Genomic DNA, 26269 nt, shown 5'->3' with positions numbered 1-26269 from the left:
TTGATTTGAGTGACATGGCGAAAAACCTAATCCTGTGGCTGGTCATCGCCGTCGTGCTGATGTCGGTATTCAATAGCTTCAGCCCCAGCGATACCACCAGTCGCCAGCTGGACTATTCCAGCTTCGTGAAAGAAGTGACCCAAGAGCAGATCCGTGAAGTGCGGATGGATGGCAAGGTCATTAATGGCGTCAAGCGCACCGGTGAACGTTTCACCACCATCATCCCTGCGCCGGATCCCCAACTGCTCAACGACATGCTCAACCACAACGTGAAGGTGATGGGTGAGAAGCCGGAAGAGCCGTCTCTGATCACGTCCATCTTCATCTCCTGGTTCCCGATGCTGTTGCTGATCGGTGTCTGGGTCTTCTTCATGCGTCAGATGCAGGGCGGCGGTGGCAAGGGTGCCATGTCGTTCGGCAAGAGCAAGGCTCGCCTGATGAGTGAAGATCAGATCAAGACCACCTTCGTCGACGTGGCGGGTTGTGACGAGGCAAAGGAAGAGGTCAAAGAGCTGGTCGACTATCTGCGCGATCCGACCAAGTTCCAGAAACTGGGCGGCAAGATCCCCACCGGCGTGCTGCTGGTCGGCCCGCCCGGTACAGGTAAGACCCTGCTGGCCAAGGCCATCGCGGGTGAGGCCAAGGTGCCTTTCTTCACCATCTCCGGTTCTGATTTCGTCGAGATGTTCGTGGGTGTCGGTGCCTCCCGGGTACGCGACATGTTCGAGCAGGCCAAGAAGTCTTCCCCCTGCATCATCTTCATCGATGAAATTGATGCGGTCGGTCGCCAGCGTGGCGCCGGTCTGGGTGGTGGCCACGATGAGCGTGAGCAGACCCTGAACCAGATGCTGGTCGAGATGGATGGTTTTGAAGGCAATGAAGGCGTCATCGTCATCGCCGCGACCAACCGTCCAGACGTGCTGGATCCCGCTCTGCTGCGCCCGGGTCGTTTCGACCGTCAGGTCGTGGTCGGTCTGCCGGATGTCCGCGGTCGTGAGCAGATCCTGAAGGTACACATGCGCAAGGTTCCGTTGGCGGATGACGTCAATGCCGCTGTGATTGCACGTGGTACCCCGGGCTTCTCCGGCGCCGATCTCGCCAACCTGGTCAACGAAGCCGCCCTGTTCTCCGCCCGTGAGAGCCGTCGTGTGGTCTCCATGCTGGAGTTCGAGAAGGCCAAGGACAAGATCATGATGGGTGCGGAGCGTCGCTCCATGGTGATGAGAGACTCCGAGAAGGAGATGACCGCTTATCATGAAGCCGGTCATGCCATCATCGGCCGTGTAGTGCCGGATCATGATCCCGTCTACAAGGTCTCCATCATCCCCCGTGGCCGTGCCCTTGGGGTGACCATGTACCTGCCGGAGCAGGATCGCTGGAGCCACTCCAAGCAGCATCTGGAGTCCATGATCTCCAGCCTGTATGGCGGTCGTCTGGCGGAAGAGCTGATCTACGGTGCAGAGAAAGTATCGACCGGTGCTTCCAACGACATCGAGCGTGCCACCGACATCGCCCGCAAGATGGTGACCCAGTGGGGTATGTCCGAGCGTCTGGGCCCCATGCTCTATGCCGAAGAAGACGGTGAAGTCTTCCTTGGTCGCAGCATGGCCAAGGCCAAGCACATGTCCGACGACACAGCGCGGGTCATCGATGCCGAGGTCAAGCAGGTCATCGATCGCAACTATGCTCGTGCCAAGCAGATCCTGCAGGACAACATGGATGTGCTGCACACCATGAAGGATGCCTTGATGAAGTACGAGACCATAGATGCCAAGCAGATCGACGATCTGATGGCCCGTCGTGAGGTCCGGGCTCCCAGCAACTGGCACGATGAGCACGGTGACACCCCGCAAGGCGGCGCCAGCGTGAGCAGCGAGCCCGAGGTCAAGGCGCAGGCCGATGACAACAGCGCACCGCGCAATGACATCGACAAGGCGAACGATGTGCCGGCCAAATAAGCTTTCATGATCCAGACCCCGGGCTTGCCCGGGGTTTTTCTTTATGCGATACCCAGATTTTCTTGTGACAGGTAGATGTAAAGATGCAACTAATCAGCAAGGGGCGCAGCCTCTCCCTGGATCGTCCCCACGTCATGGGGATCCTCAACGTGACGCCGGACTCCTTCTCCGATGGCGGCCGCTTCAAGCCGCTTGAACTGGCCCTGTCCCATGCCCGCCAGATGATGGAGGAGGGGGCCACCCTCATCGACATCGGCGGCGAGTCGACCCGCCCTGGCGCCCCCGACGTGAGCGAGCAGGAGGAGCTGGACAGGGTCATCCCCGTGGTCGAGCGGATGGTGCAGGAGCTGGATGTGATGATCTCCCTCGATACCTCCAAGGCTGCCGTGATGAGGGCGGGCTGCGCGGCAGGCGCCCACCTCATCAATGACGTGAGGGCCCTGCTCGAGCCCGATGCTCTGGCTGCCGCGGCAGAGGCTGACGTGCCCGTGTGCCTGATGCACATGCAGGGACAGCCAAGAACCATGCAGGCCGAACCCCATTACGACGACTTGCTGGGGGAGGTGAGGGCCTTCTTCGACGAGCGGATAGCCGCTTGCCTGGATGCCGGGATCCCGCGCCAGCACCTGCTGCTGGATCCGGGTTATGGCTTTGGCAAGACGGTGGCACACAACTATCAGTTGCTGGCCGAGCAGCAGAAGTTGCTGGATTACGGTCTGCCGCTCTTGGTGGGGATGTCGCGAAAGTCTATGATAGGCAATCTGCTTGGCCGCCCCGTTGATGAGCGGCTGGCCGGCAGCCTGGCCTGCGCCCTGATCGGGTTGCAACATGGCGCCAGGATCATCCGGGTGCACGACGTGCGAGCCACCATGGACGCGCTGCGCGTAGGCTGGATGACCATGACGGGACAAGATTTCGTATCCAGATAAAATAACGAGAACAGACAATGACCAGAAAGTACTTCGGCACAGACGGTGTGCGCGGCAAGGTGGGTGAATACCCGATCACCCCGGATTTCGTGATGAAGCTGGGCTGGGCCGCCGGCAAGGTGCTCTCCAAGAAGGGCACCAAGAAGGTGCTGATCGGCAAGGACACCCGGATCTCCGGCTACATGCTGGAATCGGCGCTGGAAGCGGGCCTCTCCGCTGCGGGCCTCAAGGCCATATTGATGGGCCCCATGCCGACGCCGGCGGTGGCCTACCTGACTCGCACCTTCCGTGCCGAGGCTGGCATCGTCATCAGCGCCTCCCACAACCCCTATTACGACAACGGCATCAAGTTCTTCTCCGCCGACGGCACCAAGCTGCCCGATGAGGTGGAGCTGGCCATCGAAGCCGAACTGGATCACGAGCTCAAGTGCGTGGAGTCCGCCGAACTTGGCAAGGCGCAGCGCATCGACGATGCCGCCGGCCGTTACATCGAGTTCTGCAAGAGCACCTTCCCCACCCATCTGAGCCTGGAAGGGGTGAAGATGGTGGTGGATTGCGGCCATGGCGCCACCTATCACATAGCACCCTCAGTGTTCCGCGAGCTGGGCGCCGAGGTGATTGCCATCGGTTGCAGCCCGGATGGCCTCAACATCAACGATGGGGTGGGCTCCACCGCACCTGAGGCGCTGGCCGCCAAGGTGCTGGAGTGCAAGGCCGATCTCGGTGTCGCCTTCGACGGTGATGGCGATCGCTTGGTGATGGTAGACAGCACTGGCTACATCATCGACGGGGACGAGATCCTCTACATCATCGCCCGTGATGCCCTGCGCAACGGTCGCCTCAAGGGCGGCGTGGTCGGGACCCTGATGGCCAACATGGGCCTGGAGCTGGCATTGCAGACGCTCGGTATTCCGTTTGCCCGTGCCAAGGTGGGTGACCGCTATGTGCTCGAGATGATGAACGAGAAGGGCTGGCGCATAGGTGGCGAGAACTCGGGTCACATCATCTGCCTGGATCAGACCACCACAGGGGATGGCATAGTCGCCGCCCTGCAGGTGCTGACGGCGGTGTGCTCTGCGGAGATGCCGCTGGCCAAGCTGCGCTCCGGTATGAGCAAGTTCCCCCAGGTACTGGTGAACGTACGTTTTGCCGAGGGCAAGGATCCGCTGGCGGCCGAAGCCGTACAGCAGGAAGTGGCCAAGGTGGAACAGGAACTGGGTGGCCGTGGCCGTGTCCTGCTGCGCAAATCCGGCACCGAGCCCCTGATCCGGGTGATGGTGGAAGGGGAGCATGAGCAACAGGTGCGTGACATGGCACAACGCATCGCCCAACAGGTCGAATCGGCGTTTTAATGAGCAACCAGGGCGATTTTTTAACCGTCCTGGTTGTATCTTGTTCAAACGATTCGAAAATTTGAAAATAGCACTTGTCAGCTGATCATCCTCTGGATATTATCAGCCCCGCTTTCGCAAGGGAGTTGCCGATGGGACATCGCAAGCCGTTTGTAGCAGCCAACTGGAAGTTACACGGTAGTAGGTCGCAGTTAGAGCAGTTTACGAGTCAATGCCTGAAGGGTGTTGGTGATGATGTAGATGTCGTTCTCTGTCCTTCCCATGTGCATCTCGACTTTACCGCACGACTGCTCGGTGAGCAGAAGGCGATAAGGTTGGGGGCTCAGAATGTGAGTCAGCACCGACAAGGCGCTTATACGGGTGAAGTCTCGTGTGAGATGCTGGTCGAGGCAGGGTGCCGATACGTACTGGTTGGGCACTCCGAGCGCAGGCGTCTCTTTGGTGAGACCAGCTTTATCGTCGCAGAGAAGTTTGCGGCAGTCAGAGCGGCAGGTTTGATTCCCATCCTTTGTCTGGGGGAGTCAGGTGCGGCGAGGCAGGCGAGAAGAACCTTCGAGGTGATCGCCGAAGAGCTGGATATCGTCATAGAGAAAAATGGCGCGATGGCTTTCGATAATGCTATCATCGCCTACGAGCCGATTTGGGCTGTAGGTACAGGTAAATGCGCCACACCCGAGCAGGCACAAGAGGTTCATTCCTTTATTCGTGGTCGCTTGGCGGAGGATACTCCGGTAATAGGTGAGAAAGTCAGAATCATCTATGGTGGGAGCGTGACGCCGACCAACGCGAGAGATTTGTTTGCCCAGCCCGACATTGATGGCGGACTGATAGGTGGAGCAAGCCTCGACAGCGATGCGTTTTTAGGAATTGTTGAAGCGGCAAAGGGTGCAAGTTAAATGTACGAGATTCTTTTAGTCGTTTATCTGCTGGTATCACTGGCTCTGATCGGTCTGGTGATGATTCAGCAAGGTAAAGGGGCTGATATGGGCGCCTCCTTCGGTGCAGGGGCATCGAATACTGTATTCGGCTCCGGTGGTTCAGGCAGTTTCCTGACCCGCACAACTGCAATTTTGGCCACTCTGTTCTTTTTGATCAGCCTGGTGCTCGGCTCCATGTCAAGCAACAAGGTAAAACAGGGTAGCGAATGGGAAAATCTGCAACAGACTCAGCAAGTTGAGCAGACCAAAGCGCCAGTAAAGAAAGACACTGACGTTCCCGAGTAAAGAGTTTTTGCCGTGGTGGTGGAATTGGTAGACACGCTATCTTGAGGGGGTAGTGCTCTAGGGTGTGCGGGTTCGAGTCCCGCCCACGGCACCAATTAAGCAGTGAGCCCGGGTAACCGGGTGTATTATAGCCACTCAGTCTTGTATGAAGAGAATGATCTGGCTATAATCTCGCACGATTTCGGACGCGGGGTGGAGCAGCATGGTAGCTCGTCGGGCTCATAACCCGAAGGTCGTCGGTTCAAATCCGGCCCCCGCAACCAAATTTCACGCATTTCCTACGCTCAGGAAGGCGGTCGCTGCGAGGCGACAATCAGGGTAAAGCGCCAAGCCCCGATTTGACATCGGGGCTTTTTGTTATGTGCGATTTACTCTGAATCGATCTCTATCTGGGCTATATGCCCTTTTTTTGTTTTTCGGAGGGTGACTTTGGCTACGTTGGAACAACGTTTGACCGATCTGCTCGAGGCTCCGGTCGTTGCCTTGGGTTTTGAACTTTGGGGTGTCGAGTTTATCCGTGCGGGTAAGCACTCGACCTTGCGCGTCTTCATCGACTCAGAGCAAGGCGTGACGGTGGAAGACTGTGCCGAGGTGAGCCGCCAGGTTGGCGCCATCATGGACGTTGAAGATCCCATCACCGAGGAGTATTACCTCGAGGTTTCCTCCCCGGGCCTGGATCGTCCGCTGTTCAAGGTTGCCCAGTTCGAAAAATACGTTGGCCAAGAGGCGGCGGTTTCGCTTCGGATGGCAACAAACAACCGCCGCAAGTTCAAAGGCGTAATCAAAGCTGTGCAGGGGGACATGGTCACCCTGACAGTAGATGGTAAGGACGAGGTGTTGGCTTTCACCAATATCCAAAAAGCGAACATAGTGCCGAACTTTGGTTAACGAGGCTATCGGATATGAATAAAGAGATTTTGCTGGTCGTTGACGCTGTGTCCAACGAGAAGGCTGTCCCCCGCGAGAAGATTTTCCAGGCTCTGGAGACTGCGCTGGCGACTGCGACCAAGAAAAAATACGAAGGCGAGATTGAAGTTCGGGTCGAAATCGATCGCAAGACCGGTGACTACGACACCTATCGCCGTTGGGTCGTGGTGGCCGATCAGGCTTCCATGGAGAACCCGTACGGGGAAATCACTCTCGAAGCCGCTCAGATCGAGCAGCCGGATATCCAGATCGGCGACTATGTTGAAGACCAGATTGACTCTGTGACCTTCGACCGCATCACCACCCAGACCGCCAAGCAGGTCATCGTGCAGAAAGTGCGCGAGGCCGAGCGTTCCCAAGTCGTTGACCAGTTCAAGGACAAGGAAGGCACCATCATCAGCGGCGTGGTCAAGAAGAGCAACCGCGACAACGTGATCCTGGATCTGGGCAGCAATGCCGAGGCCGTGATCTTCCGCGACGACATGCTGCCCCGTGAGACCTTCCGTCCCGGTGACCGCATCCGTGGCCTGCTCTATGCCGTCCGCCCGGAAGCCCGTGGTTCCCAGCTGTTCGTCAGCCGCTCCAGCCCTGACTTCCTGAAAGAGCTGTTCCGCATCGAAGTGCCGGAAATCGGCGAAGAGATGATCGAAATCATGGGCGCCGCCCGTGATCCGGGTTCCCGCGCCAAGATCGCGGTCAAGACCAACGATCGTCGTATCGACCCGATCGGTGCCTGTATCGGCATGCGCGGTGCCCGCGTTCAGGCCGTCTCCGCCGAGCTGAGCGGTGAGCGTGCCGACATCGTCCTGTACGATGACAACCCGGCCCAATACGTGATCAATGCCATGGCGCCTGCCGATGTGGCCTCCATCATCGTTGATGAAGACAACCACACCATGGACATCGCCGTGGAAGCCGCCAACCTGGCCCAGGCCATCGGCCGCAACGGTCAGAACGTGCGTCTGGCCTCCCAGCTGACCGGCTGGGAGCTGAACGTCATGACCGTCGAGGACATGCGTGCCAAGCACCAGGCCGAGAACGATCGCATCCTGACCCTGTTCACCAGCGCCCTGGACATCGACGACGATTTCGCCGGTCTGCTGATGGAAGAAGGTTTCTCCACCCTGGAAGAGATCGCCTTCGTACCCGTCAATGAGCTGCTGGCCATCGACGGTCTGGACGAAGACATGGTGGAAGAGCTGCGCAAGCGTGCCAAGGATGTCCTGACCACCAAGGCCCTGGCCAAAGAAGAATCCTTCGACGGCGTAGAGCCTTCCGAAGAACTGCTCAATCTCAACGGCCTTGGCCGTGAAATGGCGTATGCCCTGGCCGCTCGCGGCGTCGGCACCCTGGAAGATTTGGCAGAGCAAGGTATCGACGACCTTGCCGACATTGAAGAGCTGACCGCTGAGAAAGCCGGTGAGCTGATTATGGCTGCTCGCAATATCTGTTGGTTCGGAGAAGAGCAGTCTGAATAAGATCAAACGGAGGAAAATGAATGGCAGAAGTATCAGTCAAACAACTTGCCACTGACATCGACACGCCGGTTGATCGTCTTCTCCAGCAGTTTGTCGATGCCGGTATCAGCAAGAGCAAGGCCGACGACCTCGTCAGCGAGTCTGAGAAACAGACTCTGCTGGCTCACTTGAAAAAACAGCATGGAGGTGACGAGATCACCGCACCAGCCCGCATGACTTTGCAGCGCAAGACCAAGAGCACCCTGAGTGTTCAAGGGACTGGCGGCAAGAACAAGGAAGTGCAGGTTGAAGTGCGCAAGACTCGCACCTATGTAAAACGCTCGGCGCTGGAAGATGAACAGCGTCAGGCGGAAGCCGAGGAAAAAGCGCGTTTGGAAGCAGAAGAAAAAGCTCGTCACGAGGCCGAAAACAAGGCCCGTCTCGATGCTGAAGAGAAGGCTCGCCGTGAGGCTGAGCAGGCTCGTCGTGAAGCTGAGGAAAAGGCGCGGATCGAGGCACAATCAAAGGCTCGACAGGCTCCACAGCCCGCCAAAGTAGCCGCTAGCACAGCTCAGCAAGAGGCAGAAAAGATGGCCAAGCGCGAAGCAGAAGAACTGAAGCGCCAACAGGAACAAACCGCTTTGCAAAAAGCAGAAGAACTCGCCGCGAAGAAAGCCGAAGAGGCTCGCGTCATGGCGGAACAGAACGGCCCTCGCTGGGCTGAAGAAGAAGCTGCTCGTGCCAAAGAGAGCAGTGACTACCATCTGACCACCAACAAGCATGCGCAAGCCGCAGAAGACGAGTTGGACCGGAAGGAAGAGACCAGTCGTCGCACTGCTGCTGCAGCAGTCAAGGCCCCGAAAAAGGCCACTCGCCGCGAAGACGACCGTGACTCCCGCAACCCCCGTGCTCGCAAAGGCAAGCGCGGCAAGGTCGCCATGCCCAACGCCATGAAGCACGGCTTCAACAAGCCTGCCGCCGTGGTGAACCGTGACGTCGTCATCGGCGAGACCATCACAGTGGCCGAGCTGGCCAACAAGATGGCCGTCAAGGGTGTCGAAGTCATCAAGGCGATGATGAAGATGGGCGCCATGGCGACCATCAACCAGGTGATCGATCAGGAGACCGCTCAGCTGGTCGCCGAGGAGATGGGTCACAAGGTATTGCTGCGTCGCGAGAACGAGCTGGAAGAGGCGGTACTGTCCGATCGTGACGAGACCTCCGAAGCCAAGCCGCGCGCGCCAGTCGTGACCATCATGGGTCACGTCGACCACGGCAAGACCTCGCTGCTGGATTACATCCGTAAAGCCAAGGTTGCCGCTGGCGAAGCCGGTGGTATTACCCAGCACATCGGTGCCTACCACGTCGAGACCGACAGTGGCATGATCACCTTCCTGGATACTCCGGGTCACGCTGCCTTTACCTCCATGCGTGCTCGTGGTGCCAAGTCGACCGATATCGTCGTTCTGGTTGTTGCTGCCGATGACGGCGTCATGCCGCAGACCATCGAAGCCATCCAGCACGCCAAGGCGGCAGAAGTGCCCATCGTGGTTGCGGTCAACAAGATCGACAAGCCCGAAGCGGATCCGGATCGCGTCAAGACCGAGCTGGCCCGTTACAACGTCATGTCCGAAGACTGGGGTGGCGACAGCCAGTTCGTTCACGTCTCCGCCAAGTCTGGCGAAGGCATCGACGACCTGCTGGAAGCCATCCTGATCCAGTCCGAAGTACTGGAATTGAAAGCGGTTGTCGATGGCATGGCCAGCGGCGTCGTGATCGAATCCTTCCTGGACAAGGGTCGTGGTCCGGTTGCCACTGTGCTGGTACAAGAAGGTACCCTGCGCCAGGGCGACATCGTACTCTGTGGTCTGGAATACGGTCGTATCCGTGCCATGCGTGACGAACTGGGTCGCGAGATCAAGGAAGCGGGCCCGTCCCTGCCGGTGGAAATCCTGGGTCTGTCCGGGGTGCCGTCTGCTGGTGATGAAGCCACCGTTGTACGTGACGAGAAGAAGGCCCGTGAAGTGGCACTCTATCGTCAGGGCAAGTTCCGCGACGTCAAGCTGGCTCGCCAGCAGAAGGCCAAGCTGGAAAACATGTTCGCCAACATGACCGAGGGCGAAGTGTCCGAAGTGAACGTGGTGATCAAGGCCGACGTACAGGGTTCGGTGCAAGCTATCTGCGATGCGCTGGTTCAGCTCTCTACCGACGAAGTCAAGGTCAAGATCGTGGGTTCAGGGGTCGGTGGCATCACCGAAACCGACGCTACCCTGGCGGCTGCTTCCAGCGCCATCCTGGTGGGCTTCAACGTCCGTGCCGACGCTTCTGCGCGCAAGGTCATCGAGTCCGAGAGCCTGGATCTGCGTTACTACTCCGTCATCTATGATTTGATCGACGAAGTGAAGCAGGCCATGAGCGGCAAGCTGGCTCCTGAGTATCGTCAGGAGATCATCGGTCTGGCTGAAGTCCGTAGCGTCTTCAAGTCACCGAAGTTCGGCGCCGTTGCCGGCTGTATGGTTACCGAAGGTGTGGTCAAGCGTTCCAACCGTATTCGCGTTCTGCGTGACAACGTGGTTATCTATGAAGGCGAGCTGGAATCCCTGCGCCGCTTCAAGGATGACGTCAACGAGGTCCGCAACGGTTACGAGTGTGGTATCGCGGTCAAGAACTACAACGACGTACGCGAAGGCGACCAGATCGAAGTTTACGAGACCATTGAAATTCAACGGACTCTGTAAGCCGACAGTTAGACAAAATAGGGGGCTGCGGCCCCCTTTTATCGCAGGATAGAATATGGCCAGAGAATTCAGCCGGACCCGTCGGGTCGGGCAGCAGATCCAGCGCGAAATCGCGCTGATCCTGCAGCGCGAGGTGAAAGACCCGCGCATCGGCATGGTGACCGTCTCCGACGTGGAAGTCTCCAAGGACCTCAACTATGCCAAGATTTACGTCACCTTCCTGCAGCTGGAGAATGACGCCGAGCGCATCGCGGAAGGGCTCAAGGGCCTGACCGAAGCGGCCGGTTACATTCGCAGCCTGCTTGGCAGCGCCATGCGTCTGCGGGTGGTGCCTGAGCTGCGTTTCTACTACGACCAGACCCTGGTCGAGGGGATGCGCCTCTCCAACCTGGTGACCAACACTGTGCGTGAAGACAAGCGTCGCATGACCGAAGCCGGTCGTGAAGAAGACGAAGCCGCACCGGATGATACTACTGAGGACAAAGCCTGAGATGTCTCGAAGACGTCGTTTCAAGGGCCGTGACGTACACGGTATCCTGCTGCTGGACAAGCCGACCGGTCTGACTTCCAACGATGTGTTGCAGAGGGTCAAACGGATCTACAACGCGGCCAAGGCCGGCCACACCGGCGCCCTGGATCCCCTGGCGACCGGCATGTTGCCGATCTGCCTCGGTGAGGCCACCAAGTTCTCCCAGTATCTGCTGGAGGCGGACAAGCGCTATGAGGTGACCGCCAAGCTGGGCGAGCGCACCAACACCAGCGACTCCGACGGCGAGGTGGTCTCCATCCGTCCGGTGAACGTGGCCGTGGGTACCCTGATCGAGGCGCTGGACCAGTTCCGCGGCCCCATCATGCAGGTGCCGTCCATGTACTCCGCCCTCAAGCACAACGGTCGTCCGCTCTACGAGTACGCCCGTGAAGGCATAGAGATCGAGCGGGAAGCCCGCCCCATCACCGTATTCGAGCTCAAACTGCTGAGTTTCGAAGGGGATGAGGTGCGCCTCGAGGTGCATTGCAGCAAGGGCACCTACATCCGCTCCCTGGTGGACGATCTCGGCGAAGTGCTGGGCTGTGGCGCCCATGTCACCCAGCTGCGTCGCACCCAGGTGGCCAGCTATCCCTATGACAGGATGCTGACCCTGGATCAGCTCGAGTGCATCTTCGAGCAGGCCAAGGCCGAGAGCATTCCGCCGCGGGAGCAGCTGGATCCCCTGTTGCTGCCGATGGATACCGCAGTGGCGTCTCTGCCCGAGGTGAACATGCTGACGGCCGTGGCCGCCTATGTGAACCAGGGCCAGGCCGTGCAGGTGGCAGGTGCGCCGCAAAGCGGCCAGGTCCGCATGACGGTCGGTCCTGAGCGCGAGTTCATCGGCGTCGGCGAAATCGACGACGAAGGGCGGGTCGCCCCCAAGCGACTGGTGCGTTATCACGACGATAACAACGAGGAGTGATCCTCTGGCGGCATCGCTCTGGCTTACCGGCCAGGGTGCGTGCAGCTCGGTCCTCTTTATCGTTGCGAAAAGGGGCGGCTGCGATTATGATACCGCCCTCATTTCACGGCTGAATTAGAGATTGGCTGTGAACCTTTAAACACTCTACTGGAGTAATACCATGTCTCTAAATGCTGAGATCAAAGCTTCCATCGTTGCTGACAACGCTCGTTGCGCCAACGACACCGGTTCCCCCGAAGTGCAGGTTGCCCTGCTGACTGCCCAGATCAACCATCTGCAAGGTCACTTCAAGGAGCACTCCAAGGATCACCACGGTCGTCGCGGTCTGCTGCGCATGGTTTCCCAGCGTCGTAAGCTGCTGGACTACCTGAAGCGTAAAGACGTTCAGCGTTACGCTGCTCTGATCGCCAAGCTGGGTCTGCGTCGTTAATCGACCATCAGATTTCGCGAAAAAGGGGAACCGTGAGGTTCCCCTTTTTTATGGATCATTTTTATCGCGCAGCAAACCGTTGCCTGCCTCACAGAATGCGCGCCACCGCTTACCTTTTGATGCGAATCAAGTATACTTGCACGCGAATTTAAAGCGCCAAATTGTAAAAAGGAAATTCACGTGAATCCTATTGTAAAGTCATTCCAGTACGGTCAACACACCGTCACCCTGGAAACCGGTGTGATGGCCCGTCAAGCCACTGCGGCCGTTATGGTCAGCATGGACGATACCTGCGTATTTGTGACCGTCGTCGGCAAGAAAGAGGCCGATCACGGCCGTGATTTCTTCCCGCTGACCGTCAACTACCAGGAGCGTACCTATGCTGCTGGTCGTATCCCGGGTGGTTTCTTCCGTCGTGAAGGCCGTCCGAGCGAAGGTGAGACCCTCATCTCCCGCCTGATCGACCGTCCTATTCGTCCGCTGTTCCCGGAAGGCTTCCTCAATGAGGTTCAGGTGGTTGCCACCGTCATGTCCGTGAACCCGGCCGTGTCCCCCGACATCGTAGCCATGATCGGTGCCTCTGCTGCCCTGGCCATCTCCGGTATCCCGTTCGGCGGCCCGATTGCTGCTGCCCGCGTGGGTTACATGAACGGTCAGTTCGTGCTGAACCCGACCACCACCGAACTGCCCCAGAGCGATCTGGATCTGGTGGTTGCCGGTACCGCCAACGCCGTGCTGATGGTGGAATCCGAAGCGGCCATCCTCTCCGAAGAGGTGATGCTGGGCGCCGTGGTCTATGGCCACGAGCAGATGCAGGTGGTGATCAACGCCATCAACGAATTCGCCGCCGACGTGGGTACCCAGCCGTGGGACTGGACCCCGCCTGCCGTCAACGAAGCGCTGAAAGCCAAGGTTGCCGAGCTGGCCACCGCCGAACTGGGTGAAGCCTACCGCATCACCGAGAAGGCCGTGCGTTACGCCGCCATCGGTGCCATCAAGTCCCGTGTGGTTGAGCAAGTCATCGCCTCCGGCGTGGAAGAAGATGCCAAGAAGATCGGCGAAGAGTTCCACAGCCTGGAAAGCCGCATCGTCCGTGGCCGTGTGGTCCGTGGCGAGCCGCGCATCGATGGTCGCGATCCGGAAATGATCCGCGCCCTGTCTGTCGGCACCGGCATCCTGCCCCGTGCTCACGGCTCCGCCCTGTTCACTCGTGGTGAGACTCAGGCCATCGTGGTTGCGACTCTGGGTACCGAGCGTGACGCCCAGAACATCGACGAGCTGGCCGGCCACCGTGCCGACCGCTTCATGCTGCACTACAACTTCCCGCCGTACTGCGTCGGCGAGACCGGCATGATGGGCAGCCCCAAGCGTCGTGAAATCGGTCATGGTCGTCTGGCCAAGCGCGGCGTTGCTGCCGTGATGCCGAGCGCCGCCGAGTTCCCGTACGTGGTACGCGTGGTGTCTGAAATCACCGAATCCAACGGTTCCTCCTCCATGGCCTCCGTCTGTGGTTCCTCCCTGGCGCTGATGGACGCGGGTGTGCCGATCAAGGCCTCCGTTGCCGGTATCGCCATGGGTCTGGTGAAGGAAGAAGAAGGTTTCGTCGTGCTGTCCGACATCCTGGGTGATGAAGATCACCTGGGCGACATGGACTTCAAGGTAGCCGGTACTACCCAGGGTATCACCGCGCTGCAGATGGACATCAAGATCGAAGGCATCACCAAAGAGATCATGGAGATTGCCCTCAAGCAAGCTCGTGGCGCTCGCCTGCACATCCTGAAGGTCATGGACGAAGCCATCCAGGCGCCGCGTGCCGAGATCTCCGATTTCGCCCCGCGCATCCACACCATCAAGATCAATCCTGAGAAGATCAAGGATGTCATCGGCAAGGGCGGTTCCGTGATCCGTGCCCTGACCGAAGAGACCGGCACCAACATCGAGCTGGATGATGACGGTACAGTCCGCATCTCCGCCGTTGCCAACGAAGCCGCCATGGAAGCCATCCGTCGCATCGAGGCCATCACCGCCGAGATCGAAGTGAACCGCATCTATGAAGGCAAGGTTGTGCGTCTGGCCGATTTCGGCGCCTTCGTCAATATCCTGCCGGGTAAAGACGGTCTGGTACACATCTCCCAGATCACCGATGCCCGCGTGCAGAACGTGGCCGACTTCCTGAAGATCGGTGACGTTGTGAAGGTGAAGGTACTGGAAGTGGACCGTCAAGGCCGTGTGCGTCTCTCCATCAAGGAAGCGAATGCACCGACCGAAGCCGCCGCCCCGGTTGCCGACGTGGCCGTTGCCGAAGAGCCGGCTGCCGAATAAGGCATCCGCTCTGTGAAAAGCCGACCTCAGGGTCGGCTTTTTTGTGCCTGTCTGCCTGAGGGGTCCAGGGAGAAGATGCCTTGTTCCTTTTGGCGCCAGTTGCTATAAGGGACGACTCGCCGTCACGTTGTCAAAAGGAAGTGCAGCATGTCATGGGCCTATCTCAGGCAGTTTCCCCCGCTGGTCTGGATCGTCATCCTGGGCACCTTCATGGTGCGCACCACCTTCTTCATGGTCTGGCCCTTTCTCTCCATCCTGCTCTACCGCGACTATGGGCTTTCGGCGACCCTGATCGGCCTCATCCTGGGGGCCACGGCGGCCCTCTCCACCCTGGTCAGCTTCTACGGCGGCTGGCTGTCGGACAAGTGGGGGAGGCGCAACATACTGCTGTTTGGCTGCCTGGTGTCCGCCCTGAGCGTCGCCCTGCTCGGCCTCTCCCATCAGGTGATCTGGCTGGCGATGGGGGTGATCGGCAGCGGGCTCTCCTACGGGCTCATCGATTCGCCGGGCAAGGCGCTGATGGCCGATAGCCTGGCCGAGCCCAAAGCCCGCGAGTTGGCGCTGCACCTGCGCTATTTTCTGCTCAACCTGGGGGCAGCCATAGGCCCCCTGCTCGGGGTCAGCTACGGCCTGAGCGCCCGCCAGGAGACCTTCCTGCTGCTCAGTGTCAGCTATCTGCTGCTGGGCTTCATCTTCTTCGTCGGCTTTCGGCTGGCCGCCTGTCAGCCAAGCCATGCCGCCGGTCCGGGCATGCGCGCCGTGCTGCGGGTGCTCTGGCAAGACAGGGGCTTCCTGCTGCTGACGATGGCCAACATGCTGCTGATGCTGGTCTATGCCCAGTTCGAATCACCGCTCATCCAGTATCTGACCCGGGCGGGCACCCCGGAAGTGGAGCGCCTCATCGGCTGGCTGGTGAGCACCAATGCGCTGACCATAGTGATACTGCAGTTCCCGCTGCTGCACCTGACCGCCAACTGGTCTATCAAGCGTCGACTGCAGCTCGGGGTCGCCTTCTTCCTCAGCGCCCAGCTGCAGTTCGCGCTCGGGGATACCGCTATCTGGTGGCACTGGATAGTGGCGGTGATCCTGCTGAGCGTCGGCGAGTGCATCCTGTTCCCGCTGCTCAATGTGCTGGTCGATCAGATGGCGCCGGAGCACCTCAAGGGCAGCTACTTCGGGGCGGCCTCCATGTCCGGGCTCGGGATCGCCATCGGTGCCCTGCTGGGGGGCTGGATCCTGGCCAACTGGGGGGGCAGCTGGCTCTATGGCTGCATGGCGCTGCTCTGCCTGGCGATCCTGATGCTCTATGGCCTGAGTACCCGGACCTCACGCCCTGCGCTGGTCCGGGCCAAGCCCTGATCCCTAGAAGGTCAGCACCTTGTCGGCCGCCAGGGTCCACTGGGCCAGCAGGGGCAGGGTGCCTATCTCTATGCCCTCGATAAGTGGCAGGGAGCTGATGCCCCGTGCGTCGGTGCAGCTCTTGCAAAGCCGGATGACGGTGCCCTGTGCCAACAGGATCTCCAGCATCTGGCGCAGGTTGTAACCCTCGGCGGGGGATTGGCCCGCCAGGGCGGCGCCGACGGCATCGGACATCAGGAATATCTTCAGGATGACGCTTTCCTGCTCGTTGAGGGCTATCCCCAGACGCAGGGCATTGAACAGGGACTCGCTGCCATAGGGGGCGCCGTTGGCGATGATGAGGATCTCTTGTTTCATGGGACTCTCCGGGTTGAAAGGGGCATTGTAGCGTCGCCAGCTTGGCGGCGGCATGACCCAGTGCAAACTCTGTCGTAGCCCTTTCCCTGTGCCTTGACCTCGGGAGATGAGTCAGGTTTCATAGGCGGCCATCCAGTATGACAGAGCAAAGAGGTCGTTATGTGGAAGATTGCCGGAATAGGATTATTGCTGTTGGCCGGACAGGCCTATGGCAGTGAAAACGTCGGCTGCAAGGCCAGACATCAGGCGGTGACCGAGCAGCTGACCTTCGCCCGGGCGCACGATAACGCGCAGCAGGTGGCGGGCCTGGAGCAGGCCCTGCGCAACATCGAGGCCCATTGCACCGATGCCGGGCTCGTCGAGGTGCAGCAAGAGAAGGTCGCCAAGCAGAAGCAAGAGGTGGAGGAGCGCCTGGCGGATCTGCAGAGCGCCCGGGTCTCGGGCAAGCCGGACAAGATCGCCAAGAAGCAGGCCAAGCTGGAGGCATCCCAGGCCGAGCTGCTGGAGGCCCAGCGCGAGCTTGAGGCGCTGCAGAAACTGATCAAGCCCTGACCGGGCTGCAGCGCAATAGAAAAAGCCGGGCATGCCCGGCTTTTTCTATTTCTGGATGATGCAGTCCATAGGCGTAGACGCTGATGCCGGTTTACTGCCTGTGCATCAGCACAAACTTGTCCATCAGTTGCTCTTCGGTCTCCACATGGGCGGGATCCCGGAGGATGCAGTCAACAAGGCGCAGACGCTGATGCCGGTTTACTGCCTGTGCATCAGCACAAACTTGTCCATCAGCTGCTCTTCGGTCTCCACCATATGGACAGGATCCCGGAGGATACAGTCAGTGAGTCGAAGACGCTGATGCCGGTTTTATTGCCTGTGCATCAGCACAAACTTGTCCATCAGTTGCTCTTCGGTCTCCACGTGGGCGGGATCCCAGATGATGCAATCGATAGGGCAGACGCTGATGCAGGTGGGCTTCTCATAGTGGCCGACGCATTCGGTGCAGCGATCCGGGTCGATCTCGTAGATCTTGTCCCCCAGGCTGATGGCCTGGTTCGGACACTCGGGATCGCACATGTCACAGTTGATGCACTTGTCGGTGATGAGCAGCGCCATCTCAGGCCGCCGAGTGGGGCTGGCGGGTGTCCTGACGATCGCCCAGGTTGCGCAGCAGTATGCCGTAGTTGATGTCGATCTCTTTCGGGACGGGCACATAGACCACGTGGCCGTTGCCCGGCGCCGTGTCGATAAGCTCGCCCTTGCGGTTCTGCATCTGCTCCAGATTGAAGCTGACGTTGCCCTGGGGTGTCATCAGCTCCAGGCTGTTGCCCACCAGGAACTTGTTCTTCACTTCCACTTCCACCATGTCGCCCTGGCGACCGGTGATCTCGCCGACGAACTGCTGGGTGTCGGAGACTGAGTAGCCGTAGTCGTAGTTCTGGTACTCGCTGTGGTTGTGACGGCGCAGGAAGCCCTCGGTGTAGCCACGGTGGGCCAGGTTCTCGAGGGTGCCCATCAGGGTCGGATCGAACGGGCGACCGGCGACCGCATCGTCGATGGCCTTGCGATAGACCTGGGCGGTGCGGGCGCAGTAGTAGAAGGACTTGGTGCGGCCTTCGATTTTCAGCGAATGCACGCCCATCTTGGTCAGGCGCTCCACGTGCTCGACGGCGCGCAGGTCCTTGGAGTTCATGATGTAGGTGCCGTGCTCGTCCTCGAACGCCGTCATGTATTCACCGGGACGGTTGGACTCTTCCAGCAGCACCAGGGCATCGCTCGGCTTGCCGAGCCCCAGGGTGTTGTCCGGGCGCACGGCAATGGGCTCCTGACGGTGCACAATCTGGCCCACGTCATCTTCCTTGCCCTCGTGCACCTTGTACTCCCAGCGGCAGGAGTTGGTGCAGGTGCCCTGGTTGGGGTCGCGCTTGTTGATGTAACCGGAGAGCAGGCAGCGGCCCGAGTAGGCCATGCAGAGGGCGCCGTGGACGAAGACTTCCAGCTCCATCTCCGGCACCTGCATGCGGATCTCTTCGATCTCGTCCAGGGACAGTTCGCGGGAGAGGATGGCGCGGGTCAGGCCCATCTGATGCCAGAACTTCACCGTGGCCCAGTTGACCGCATTGGCCTGCACCGAGAGGTGGATGGGCATCTCCGGGAAGGCTTCGCGCATCATCATGATGAGACCGGGGTCTGACATGATGAGCGCATCCGGCTTCATGTCCACCACGGGGCGCATGTCGCGGATGAAGGTCTTGAGCTTGGAGTTGTGGGGCTGGATGTTGGCCACCACATAGAACTGCTTGCCCAGGGCATGAGCCTCGTTGATGCCGAGCTGCAGATTCTCGTGATCGAATTCGTTGTTGCGCACCCGCAGGCTGTAGCGCGGCTGGCCCGCATAGACGGCGTCGGCGCCATAGGCATAGGCGTAACGCATATTCTTGAGGGTCCCGGCGGGGGAGAGCAATTCTGGTCTGAACATGTTGGACTCTTTCTGTCTGATTGCAAATCAGGACGGCGCCACCTGATGGCGCCGTATAGGGTCATCGGCATGGTGCGACCGTACTCGACGCACGGCCACCCGATGAGGTACACCCAGAGCACGAGATGACTCGATACTCCTGATAAAAGGGGTGCGAGATTGTACTCGTGACGGCGCCATCATGCAATTTGGGGCTAGGGTGGCGGGCCGGATGCATGTTCATTTTGCGCTCAGACTGGCGATGTTAGGCTGACAGGCACCCGATACGGTCGATTGTTGGGGGGAGAATGGATCTTTTCCGCGAAAAAGCCCCCTCTTCAAGTTGAAATTTTGTCCGACTCGGGAAAGAATGCGCGCTCGGTATTGGCCTCGGGCGAGCGCTACTCGTGACAAGGGACAGACCGAGGATGAACCGGCTTCAGGCCAACAGGTACAGGAAACCATACAGGAATTTTATGAATCCCCTTCGCATTGCCGCTTCGGCCCTTTTTTGCACTCTGACCCTGGTCAGCCAGCAGGCCGCCGCCGTTGAATACGCGCTGCCAGCCGCCAACAGCCGTCTGATCGGTGAGAACCAGGAATACGTGGTGCCCGCAGACAACCGTCCGCTGGAGCAGATCGCCGCCGACTTCCAGCTGGGCCTGACCAACATCATGGAAGCGAACCCGGGCGTCGACCCCTATCTGCCAACGCCGGGCAGCAAGCTGACCATTCCGCATCAGCTGATCCTGCCGAATGCGCCGCGCGAGGGGATCGTCATCAACGTGGCGGAGATGCGTCTCTACTACTACCCGAAAGGCAAGAACGTGGTGCAGGTGCTGCCCATCGGCATCGGTCAGCTGGGGGTCAACACCCCGGAGAACTGGATCACCAAGGTAGAGCGCAAGCGCGCCAACCCGACCTGGACCCCGACCGAGAACATCCGTCGCCGCTACGCCGCCCAGGGCAAGACACTGCCCGCGGTCTGGCCGGCCGGTCCGGATAACCCCATGGGCCTGCACGCCCTCTATATCGGCAACCTCTATGCTATCCACGGCACCAACGCCACCTTTGGCATAGGTCTGCGGGTGAGCAGCGGTTGCGTGCGTCTGCGCGCCGATGACATCAAGTACCTGTTCGACAACGTGCCGGTCGGTACTCGCGTCCAGTTCGTCAACCAGCCGGTCAAGACCACGGTCGAGCCGGATGGCGGTCGTTACATGGAAGTGCACGAGCCGCTGTCGCGCACCGAGGAGGAGTTCAACTCCACCGCCTCTGTGCCGCTCCCCATGACCCCGGCCACCACCCGCTTCATCGCCCACATGGACAGCGACTCCAATGTGGTCAAGCAGGTGCTGGAACAGCGTACCGGCATGCCGACTCGCCTCAATCCTGAAGCCTGATCGCTTCTGATAGGTGTCAGGTAACAATAACGGCGACCCCAGGGTCGCCGTTATTGTTTATGCGGCTCAAGGGGCGGGCGGGGCATAGAGGGCCAGCCAGTTGCCTTCGGTATCCTCTATGATGACCCGGGAGCCGTGACCGCTGCCGATGGAATGCAGGGGTTCGAGCACCCGCCCGCCGAGCCGGGGAACCAGCTGCTCAGCCTCCTGCAACCTGTCCCCCAGGGAGAGATAGATGAGGGGACCGGCGCCACCGGGCTGGTGGTATTTGTCCATGGGGCCGAGACAGGCGGCCGCGTTGCTGCCATCGTAGCGCAGCATGGCAAACCGCATCTCCTCCTCCTGCATGGGGGTGACCTGCACATCGAGCAGGGCCGAGTAGAAGTCCATGGCGCGATCCAGATCCCGTGTCGGAATGTCGGCCCAGACCAGGGTGTTGTCCATCTTCGTATTCTCCAGCATGTTCCGGCCGATGCGGTCGGTGGCTCTTTGAGGGTAGGAGTGGCCGAACAGGGGCGCCATCAATGAAAAAACGGCGCCTGATGGCGCCGCTTTTGGATGGGGAAGATAACTGCTTTTCCCACTAGATACAGTCACTTGCCTGCGACATTCAAGCCACCGAAACGGATGGATGGAGGAGCATAGAACTCCTTGTCATCCCTTGGTTGTCACTTGCCAGCGACACTCAAGCCACCGAAACGGATAAGCGGCGCATAGAAGCCCTTGCCATCGTTGTGGTGCAGCACATTGCCGACCGCTTCCAGCTCCCCGAGCAGGCGGTAGAAGTTGCCCGCCACCGTGATGCCGCGCACCGGCTGGAGCCGTACCCCATCGCGGCACAGGAACCCTGACGCGCCAAACGAGAAGTCACCGCTCACCGCATCGGCACCGGAGTGCAGACCGTCCAACTTGACCAGCTCCAGATAGTCGCCGCTCTGCACCTCGCCCTCGCTGTGGGGGCCTGTGCCAAACACCAGGTGGCGGGTGGTCACATCCAGCGCGCTGCGGGCGCTGCGGGCGGCCGAGCCATTGCTCGCGACCCCAAAGTGGCGGGCGGTGGTGCTGTTGTGGAGCAGGGTCTTGAGCTCCCCCTCGCCAATCAGCAACAGATCCGAGGTGGCTGCCCCTTCGCCATCGAACGCCTTGATGTGCATGCCGCCCGGCATATAGGCCCGGCTCTCCAGAGTGAGCCAGCGGGACGCCACGCTCTGACCCACCTTGTCTCGCCAGGGGTTGATCCCCTGCTGGGCCCACTTGCCCGACAGCGCCCCCTGGAAGCAGCCAAACAGGCTGGCTAGGCAGTTGGTGCTGAAGAGGACGCTGTAGCGACCGCTCGGTACCGCTTCCCCCGGCAGCAGGTCATGGGCCACGGCATGGATCTGTTCGATAAGGGTCTGGCTATCCAGCTCGTCGAAGCGGCGGCCATACTGCCCTTGCGAGTGCATCGACTGGCGGCCATCCCGCTCCACCAGCGCCGAGGTATAGCAACCGACGCTGAATTCACTGTGCTGGCAGAGGCTGCCTAGGCTGTTGGCGAGCCAGAGGCGGCTCTCCCCCTCGAAGAAGCTGTTGTAGGGGGCACCGGTCACATCAGGTTGCGCCAGCATATCCGCCTCGAGGCGCAGGGCCAGGGCTATCTTCTCCTCCACCGCCGTGGTATCGGGCTGGTTTATCTCGGCGCAGTCGGTGCTGATCCGGCTGCCCGCTACCGAGATGCGCTGATCCGGGTCCACCTTGGCGAAGCGGCTGGCATCGAGCGCGTCTTGCAGCATGGCATCCAGCGCCAGCTCATCGAGGGACTCCGAGTAGGCGATGCCGACCCGGCCCGCCTTGATCAGGCGAATGCCGAGCTGCTGGCTGCTGGTGACCTTGTATTCGCCGAGCTCCCCCTTGTCGGCCTTGAGGGAGAAGGCCTTGTCCTGATTGGCGATGATGTCTGCCTCGGCATCGAGGTCGGCGACCTTCTCCAGCAGGCGGCTGAGCAGTTGATTCATATTGAGTGTGCTCATCAGGCGTTCCCTCCTACCAGGATCTTGTCAACTTTCAAGGCGGGTTGGCCGACAGAGGTGGGCACCGAGCCGGAGACTGAGCCGCACATGCCGGCGGCCAGGGCCAGATTGCGCCCCACCATGGAGATCTCTTTGAGCACTTGCGGGCCTGTGCCGATCAGGGTCGCCGACTTGAGGGGCCGGGTTATCTTGCCATGTTCGATGAGGTAGGCCTCCTGCACGTTGAAGTTGAACTCGCCTGTGCCCGGCTGCACCGAGCCGCCCCCCATCTTCTTGGCGTAGATGCCGTGCTCGACGGTGGCCAGCATCTCGTCCAGGCTGTGGCTGCCCGGCTCTATGTAGGTGTTGCGCATGCGGGAGGTGGGGGCGAACTTGTAGGACTCGCGCCTTCCTGAGCCGGTGCGGGCATGGCCGGTCTTGATGGCGCCCATTCTGTCCACCAGGAAGCCGGTGAGCACGCCCTCCTTGATGAGCTGGGTGTGCTGGGTCGCCATCCCCTCGTCATCGACGTTGATGGAGCCCCAGGCGTTGCCCTGCAGCCCTTCATCCACGGCGCTGACCGCCGGATTGGCGATGAGCTGGCCCATCTTGTCGTGGAACACCGAGGCCTTCTTGGCCACCGAGGTGGTCTCCAGCAGGTGGCCGCAGGCCTCGTGGAAGATGACGCCGCCAAATCCGCTCTCCATGATGACCGGCAGGGTGCCGCTCGGGCAGGGGGCTGCGCCCAGCTTCACCAGCGCCTGACGGGTGGCGGTGAGGGCCAGCTCCCGCGGGTCTATGCGCTCGGCATGTTCCCAGCCCATCAGGGCGCCGGGGGCCTCATAGCCCACGCTCTGCTCGCTCCCTTCCACCGCTATGGTCTGGGCCATGATGCGGTTGTAGTGGCGGCGATCGCTCACCTGCAGCCCTTCGCTGTTGAAGATCTCCACCTCCTGCTCCCAGCCCAGCACGTTGCCGGAGAACTGGCTCACCTTGCCGCTCTCGGCGCGGGCCACCGCATCCATGGCATGCAGATAGGCAATCTTCTGCTCCAGCTGCTTGTCGGCCGAGAGCGGCAGGGCCACCGGATTGCGGTCTGTGATGGGGGTGAAATCGAAGGCGGTGGCGGTGACCACGGGGTCACGCCTGTCCTTGGCCGCCAGCAGGCTGACGATGCGCAGCAGCTCGTCGCGGCTGGCCAGGTTGGTGTAGCCGTAGAGCACCTTGTGGCCGTAGCACAGGCGCACGCCTATGCCAAAATCGAGGCCGCCGCTGATGTTCTCTATCTGGCTGGAGAGCAGGCTGAGCTGGCTGCGGCGCTTGCGCTCCACAAACAGCTCGGCGAAGTCGGCACCCAGCCGCAGGGCGTGATCGAGCACGTCGCGGGCTATGGTGGGGGCCAACAGGGAGAATGAGGTCATAGAATTTCCTTTTCTGGTCTGTTTCCTGTTTGCTTCCGACACCCGTTCTGATTGTGTTATGGGGTGTCGGTTGCATTGTTGCAGACCAGCAGCAAAAAGTCGCTATAGCGTCAGGCGATGATACCGAACGAGAAAATCGGTGCGATAACTGCGCCCGGCAGCCAGTGTGGCCGGCTGCCGGCAGGGAAGATCAACGTCGCTTTCGAGGGGCGATGAGGGAGCCGGGTCGTCGGCGCTCTGTGGCGCCGCCAGGCGGGATCACAGCAGCTCGTGGATCTCATTCAGAATCTGATCGACCCACTGCTCGATGCGGGATTCGGTCTGGTCGTACTGGTTGGCGTCATCGAGAGCCAGGCCGACGAAGTGGCGGCCATCGTCGATCAGCGCCTTGGAGGCATCGAACTCGTACCCCTCGTTGGGCCAGTAACCCACCAGCCTGACCCCCTTGGGCACCAGCTGATCGTGCAACAGGCCAAGGGCATCCTGATACCACTCGCCGTACCCCAGCTGATCGCCCATGCCGAACAGGGCTATGATGCGTCCTTCCAGAGACACATCCTTGATGTCTTCCCAGCGGGATTCCCAATCTTCCTGCAGCTCGCCGAAGTCCCAGGTGGAGATGCCGAGGATCAGGATGTCGTACTCCTGCATGCGGGCCAGGGGCACGTCCTTGATGTTGTGGAGATCAACCAGCTCGGGGCCAATGAGGGCGCGGATCTTCTCGGCGGCCATCTCGGTGTAGCAGGTGGTTGAGCCGTAAAACAAACCTATCTTCATCGCTCTTCTCTTGATCGCAGTAGGCAAGGGGGTGTCGGGCAACCATGGGGCCGGACCGCCCGAGTGAGGGCGCCAGTCTAGCAGATTGCCCCTCGCGCTTCACCGCCTGGTATGCCTGCCGGGGAAGCGCAAGCCCCTGATGTGCGCGCCGGCCTGGCAGGCTACAATGGGCCACCGTTTGCCCAAGACCGACACTCCATGACCAAGCCTGCCCCTGCCGTGCACAACCATCCCCTGATCGAGCCCTTCCTGGATGCCCTCTGGCTGGAGCGGGGACTGTCCGACAATACGGTCAGCTCTTATCGCTCGGATCTGGAAAAGTTTGCCCTCTGGCTCGATGGGCAGGGGGGCTCCCTGCTGCTGGCGGGGATGGACGACATCCAGCACTACCTCGCCTGGCGGGTGGACCACCAGTTTGCGGCGAGCAGCACGGCCCGCCTCCTCTCGGCCCTGCGCCGCTTCTATCAGTATCTGAATCGGGAAAAATTGCGCGGCGACGACCCGACGGTGCTGCTGGAGGGCCCCAAGCTGCCCAAGAAGCTACCCTCGGATCTCAGCGAGGCCGAGGTGGATGCACTGCTGACGGCGCCCCTGGTGGATGACCCGCTGGAGCTGCGGGACAAGGCGATGCTCGAGCTGCTCTATGCCACCGGACTGCGGGTCTCCGAGCTGGTGGGGCTCACCGCCGAGCATGTCAGCCTGCGCCAGGGGTTGGTGCGGGTGGTGGGCAAGGGCAACAAGGAGCGACTGGTGCCCATGGGGGAGGAGGCGGTTCACTGGCTGGAGCGTTACTACCGGGAGGCCCGCACCCTGCTGCTGGGGGGCACCAGCTCGGATGTGGTCTTCCCCTCCAAGCAGGCCAGGATGATGACCCGCCAGACCTTCTGGCATCGTATAAAGCTCTATGCCCAGCGGGCGGGGATCCGGGGAGAGCTCTCCCCCCACACCCTGCGCCACGCCTTTGCCACCCATCTGCTTAACCACGGCGCCGATCTGCGGGTGGTGCAGATGCTGCTGGGGCACGCGGATCTCTCCACCACCCAGATCTACACCCACGTGGCCAACGAGCGTCTCAAGGCACTCCATGGGGAGCACCATCCCCGGGCCTGACCCGTGCCGCCGCCAATAAAAAACCGCCAAATGGCGGTTTTTTCATCACTCCACGACAGGAGCTGGCGTCTATTTCCCCTGCTGGGATTTCAGCAAATCGCGGATCTCGGTCAGCAGCTCCTGATCCTTGGTGGGGCCGGCCGGGGCAGGGGCTTCCTCTGCCTGCTTCTTCTGCAGGGTGTTGACTGCCTTGAGCCCCATGAAGATGGCGAAGGCGATGATCAGAAAATCGATGATGGTCTGGATGAACTTGCCGTAGGCGATGACCACGGCAGGGATGTCACCTTCGGCGGCCTTCAGGGTGACGGCCAGATCGCTGAAGTCCACCCCCCCCAGGATGAGGCCGATGGGCGGCATGATGACGTCGCCCACGAAGGAGGAGACTATCTTGCCGAAGGCGGCACCTATGATGATACCGACCGCCATGTCGATGACGTTGCCTCTGGCCGCAAAGGCCTTGAACTCTTGAATCAGACTCATTTTTCCCCCTAAAAAATGGACAGGATGCGGTGCGACCACATCGCTGTTTGGACGATAAAACATCAATAAAACAGAGGGATGACCATGGTGTCTCCCGTCGTCTTGATTAGCTTGCTGGGCCTTAGCCCAATTGGC

24 protein-coding genes, 2 tRNA genes and 1 pseudogene are annotated in these 26269 nt (G+C 60.4%); 18 read left to right on the top strand and 9 right to left on the bottom strand.

Features of this window, described 5'->3' with window-relative positions; genetic code table 11:
• The first annotated feature begins 5 nt into the window (after positions 1 to 5).
• From ftsH to G4923_RS07380, 15 genes are all read left to right on the top strand, one after another.
• A complete protein-coding gene (gene ftsH / locus G4923_RS07450) occupies positions 6 to 1958 on the top strand; it encodes an ATP-dependent zinc metalloprotease FtsH (RefSeq protein ID WP_111910384.1) in 1953 nt (650 codons plus the stop codon).
• Between the two features lie 83 nt (positions 1959 to 2041).
• Positions 2042 to 2887: a dihydropteroate synthase gene (gene folP / locus G4923_RS07445; protein ID WP_163136387.1), complete on the top strand. Its 846-nt coding sequence runs from the start codon at positions 2042 to 2044 to the stop codon at positions 2885 to 2887.
• Positions 2888 to 2904: 17 nt separating this feature from the next.
• Positions 2905 to 4239 (top strand): phosphoglucosamine mutase, encoded by a 1335-nt coding sequence (gene glmM, locus G4923_RS07440; protein WP_106887617.1) that lies wholly within the window; start codon positions 2905 to 2907, stop codon positions 4237 to 4239.
• A gap of 131 nt (positions 4240 to 4370) precedes the next feature.
• Positions 4371 to 5135 carry a triose-phosphate isomerase gene (tpiA, locus tag G4923_RS07435; protein WP_111910382.1) on the top strand — a complete coding sequence of 255 codons (765 nt, stop codon included), beginning with the start codon at positions 4371 to 4373 and terminating at the stop codon, positions 5133 to 5135.
• On the top strand, positions 5136 to 5462 hold the full coding sequence (gene secG, locus G4923_RS07430; protein ID WP_025326063.1) for a preprotein translocase subunit SecG: 327 nt from the start codon (positions 5136 to 5138) through the stop codon (positions 5460 to 5462).
• A gap of 9 nt (positions 5463 to 5471) precedes the next feature.
• Positions 5472 to 5556 (top strand) — tRNA-Leu (locus G4923_RS07425).
• Positions 5557 to 5648: 92 nt separating this feature from the next.
• Positions 5649 to 5725: transfer RNA gene (locus G4923_RS07420), tRNA-Met, on the top strand.
• 166 nt (positions 5726 to 5891) lie between these two features.
• Positions 5892 to 6350 carry a ribosome maturation factor RimP gene (gene rimP, locus G4923_RS07415; RefSeq protein WP_106887615.1) on the top strand — a complete coding sequence of 153 codons (459 nt, stop codon included), beginning with the start codon at positions 5892 to 5894 and terminating at the stop codon, positions 6348 to 6350.
• Positions 6351 to 6364: 14 nt separating this feature from the next.
• Complete coding sequence (nusA, locus tag G4923_RS07410; RefSeq protein WP_106887614.1) at positions 6365 to 7867, top strand: transcription termination factor NusA; 1503 nt, start codon at positions 6365 to 6367, stop codon at positions 7865 to 7867.
• A 20-nt stretch (positions 7868 to 7887) separates the two neighbouring features.
• Positions 7888 to 10584 (top strand): translation initiation factor IF-2, encoded by a 2697-nt coding sequence (infB, locus tag G4923_RS07405; protein WP_106887613.1) that lies wholly within the window; start codon positions 7888 to 7890, stop codon positions 10582 to 10584.
• Between the two features lie 55 nt (positions 10585 to 10639).
• Positions 10640 to 11074, top strand: a complete 435-nt coding sequence (gene rbfA / locus G4923_RS07400; RefSeq protein WP_005326642.1) for a 30S ribosome-binding factor RbfA — start codon at positions 10640 to 10642, stop codon at positions 11072 to 11074.
• Position 11075: 1 nt separating this feature from the next.
• The gene (truB, locus tag G4923_RS07395) at positions 11076 to 12035 is read left to right on the top strand and encodes a tRNA pseudouridine(55) synthase TruB (protein ID WP_111910381.1); all 960 of its coding nucleotides are present in this window, start codon (positions 11076 to 11078) and stop codon (positions 12033 to 12035) included.
• Between the two features lie 160 nt (positions 12036 to 12195).
• The gene (rpsO, locus tag G4923_RS07390; protein WP_005326646.1) at positions 12196 to 12465 is read left to right on the top strand and encodes a 30S ribosomal protein S15; all 270 of its coding nucleotides are present in this window, start codon (positions 12196 to 12198) and stop codon (positions 12463 to 12465) included.
• Between the two features lie 180 nt (positions 12466 to 12645).
• Positions 12646 to 14787 (top strand): polyribonucleotide nucleotidyltransferase, encoded by a 2142-nt coding sequence (gene pnp, locus G4923_RS07385; protein WP_163136385.1) that lies wholly within the window; start codon positions 12646 to 12648, stop codon positions 14785 to 14787.
• A 147-nt stretch (positions 14788 to 14934) separates the two neighbouring features.
• Positions 14935 to 16146 carry an MDR family MFS transporter gene (locus G4923_RS07380; RefSeq protein WP_163136383.1) on the top strand — a complete coding sequence of 404 codons (1212 nt, stop codon included), beginning with the start codon at positions 14935 to 14937 and terminating at the stop codon, positions 16144 to 16146.
• Positions 16147 to 16149: 3 nt separating this feature from the next.
• Here the strand turns inward: G4923_RS07380 and G4923_RS07375 are convergent, their stop codons facing one another.
• Positions 16150 to 16503: a DsrE/DsrF/TusD sulfur relay family protein gene (locus tag G4923_RS07375; protein ID WP_163136381.1), complete on the bottom strand. Its 354-nt coding sequence runs from the start codon at positions 16501 to 16503 to the stop codon at positions 16150 to 16152.
• Between the two features lie 159 nt (positions 16504 to 16662).
• Between G4923_RS07375 and G4923_RS07370 the strand changes: the two genes are divergently transcribed.
• Complete coding sequence (locus tag G4923_RS07370; RefSeq protein ID WP_163136379.1) at positions 16663 to 17055, top strand: DUF1090 domain-containing protein; 393 nt, start codon at positions 16663 to 16665, stop codon at positions 17053 to 17055.
• 91 nt (positions 17056 to 17146) lie between these two features.
• Here the strand turns inward: G4923_RS07370 and G4923_RS21405 are convergent.
• The 3 genes and pseudogenes from G4923_RS21405 to trhP form a co-directional block, all read right to left on the bottom strand.
• Positions 17147 to 17230 (bottom strand): annotated as a pseudogene (locus G4923_RS21405) (YfhL family 4Fe-4S dicluster ferredoxin); the annotation flags it as partial.
• Positions 17231 to 17364: 134 nt separating this feature from the next.
• A complete protein-coding gene (locus G4923_RS07360; protein ID WP_025326072.1) occupies positions 17365 to 17613 on the bottom strand; it encodes a YfhL family 4Fe-4S dicluster ferredoxin in 249 nt (82 codons plus the stop codon).
• A gap of 1 nt (position 17614) precedes the next feature.
• Positions 17615 to 18976, bottom strand: a complete 1362-nt coding sequence (trhP, locus tag G4923_RS07355) for a prephenate-dependent tRNA uridine(34) hydroxylase TrhP (RefSeq protein ID WP_106887607.1) — start codon at positions 18974 to 18976, stop codon at positions 17615 to 17617.
• 455 nt (positions 18977 to 19431) lie between these two features.
• Between trhP and G4923_RS07350 the strand changes: the two genes are divergently transcribed.
• Positions 19432 to 20358 (top strand): L,D-transpeptidase family protein, encoded by a 927-nt coding sequence (locus tag G4923_RS07350; protein ID WP_005326662.1) that lies wholly within the window; start codon positions 19432 to 19434, stop codon positions 20356 to 20358.
• 66 nt (positions 20359 to 20424) lie between these two features.
• On the opposite strand, the gene G4923_RS07345 is transcribed toward G4923_RS07350, so the two are convergent.
• The 4 genes from G4923_RS07345 to fldB all read right to left on the bottom strand — a co-directional run bounded on the left by G4923_RS07345 (position 20425) and on the right by fldB (position 24544).
• Complete coding sequence (locus G4923_RS07345) at positions 20425 to 20820, bottom strand: VOC family protein (RefSeq protein ID WP_163136377.1); 396 nt, start codon at positions 20818 to 20820, stop codon at positions 20425 to 20427.
• Positions 20821 to 21026: 206 nt separating this feature from the next.
• Positions 21027 to 22367 carry a TldD/PmbA family protein gene (locus G4923_RS07340; protein WP_163136375.1) on the bottom strand — a complete coding sequence of 447 codons (1341 nt, stop codon included), beginning with the start codon at positions 22365 to 22367 and terminating at the stop codon, positions 21027 to 21029.
• Positions 22367 to 23767, bottom strand: coding sequence for a TldD/PmbA family protein (locus tag G4923_RS07335; RefSeq protein ID WP_163136373.1), 1401 nt, complete (start codon positions 23765 to 23767; stop codon positions 22367 to 22369). The genes G4923_RS07340 and G4923_RS07335 overlap by 1 nt, the downstream gene beginning before the upstream one ends.
• Before the next feature lie 258 nt (positions 23768 to 24025).
• Positions 24026 to 24544, bottom strand: coding sequence for a flavodoxin FldB (gene fldB / locus G4923_RS07330; protein ID WP_163136371.1), 519 nt, complete (start codon positions 24542 to 24544; stop codon positions 24026 to 24028).
• A gap of 198 nt (positions 24545 to 24742) precedes the next feature.
• On the opposite strand from fldB, the gene xerD reads away from it, so the two are divergent.
• Positions 24743 to 25654, top strand: a complete 912-nt coding sequence (gene xerD, locus G4923_RS07325) for a site-specific tyrosine recombinase XerD (protein ID WP_163136369.1) — start codon at positions 24743 to 24745, stop codon at positions 25652 to 25654.
• A 69-nt stretch (positions 25655 to 25723) separates the two neighbouring features.
• Here the strand turns inward: xerD and mscL are convergent, their stop codons facing one another.
• On the bottom strand, positions 25724 to 26134 hold the full coding sequence (gene mscL, locus G4923_RS07320; RefSeq protein ID WP_111910374.1) for a large-conductance mechanosensitive channel protein MscL: 411 nt from the start codon (positions 26132 to 26134) through the stop codon (positions 25724 to 25726).
• Between the last annotated feature and the right edge of the window lie 135 nt (positions 26135 to 26269).

Origin of the sequence: Aeromonas rivipollensis (assembly GCF_010974825.1) — a bacterium.
Classification (GTDB): Bacteria; Pseudomonadota; Gammaproteobacteria; order Enterobacterales; family Aeromonadaceae; genus Aeromonas; species Aeromonas rivipollensis.
This window is presented reverse-complemented; position numbering and strand designations above follow the sequence as displayed.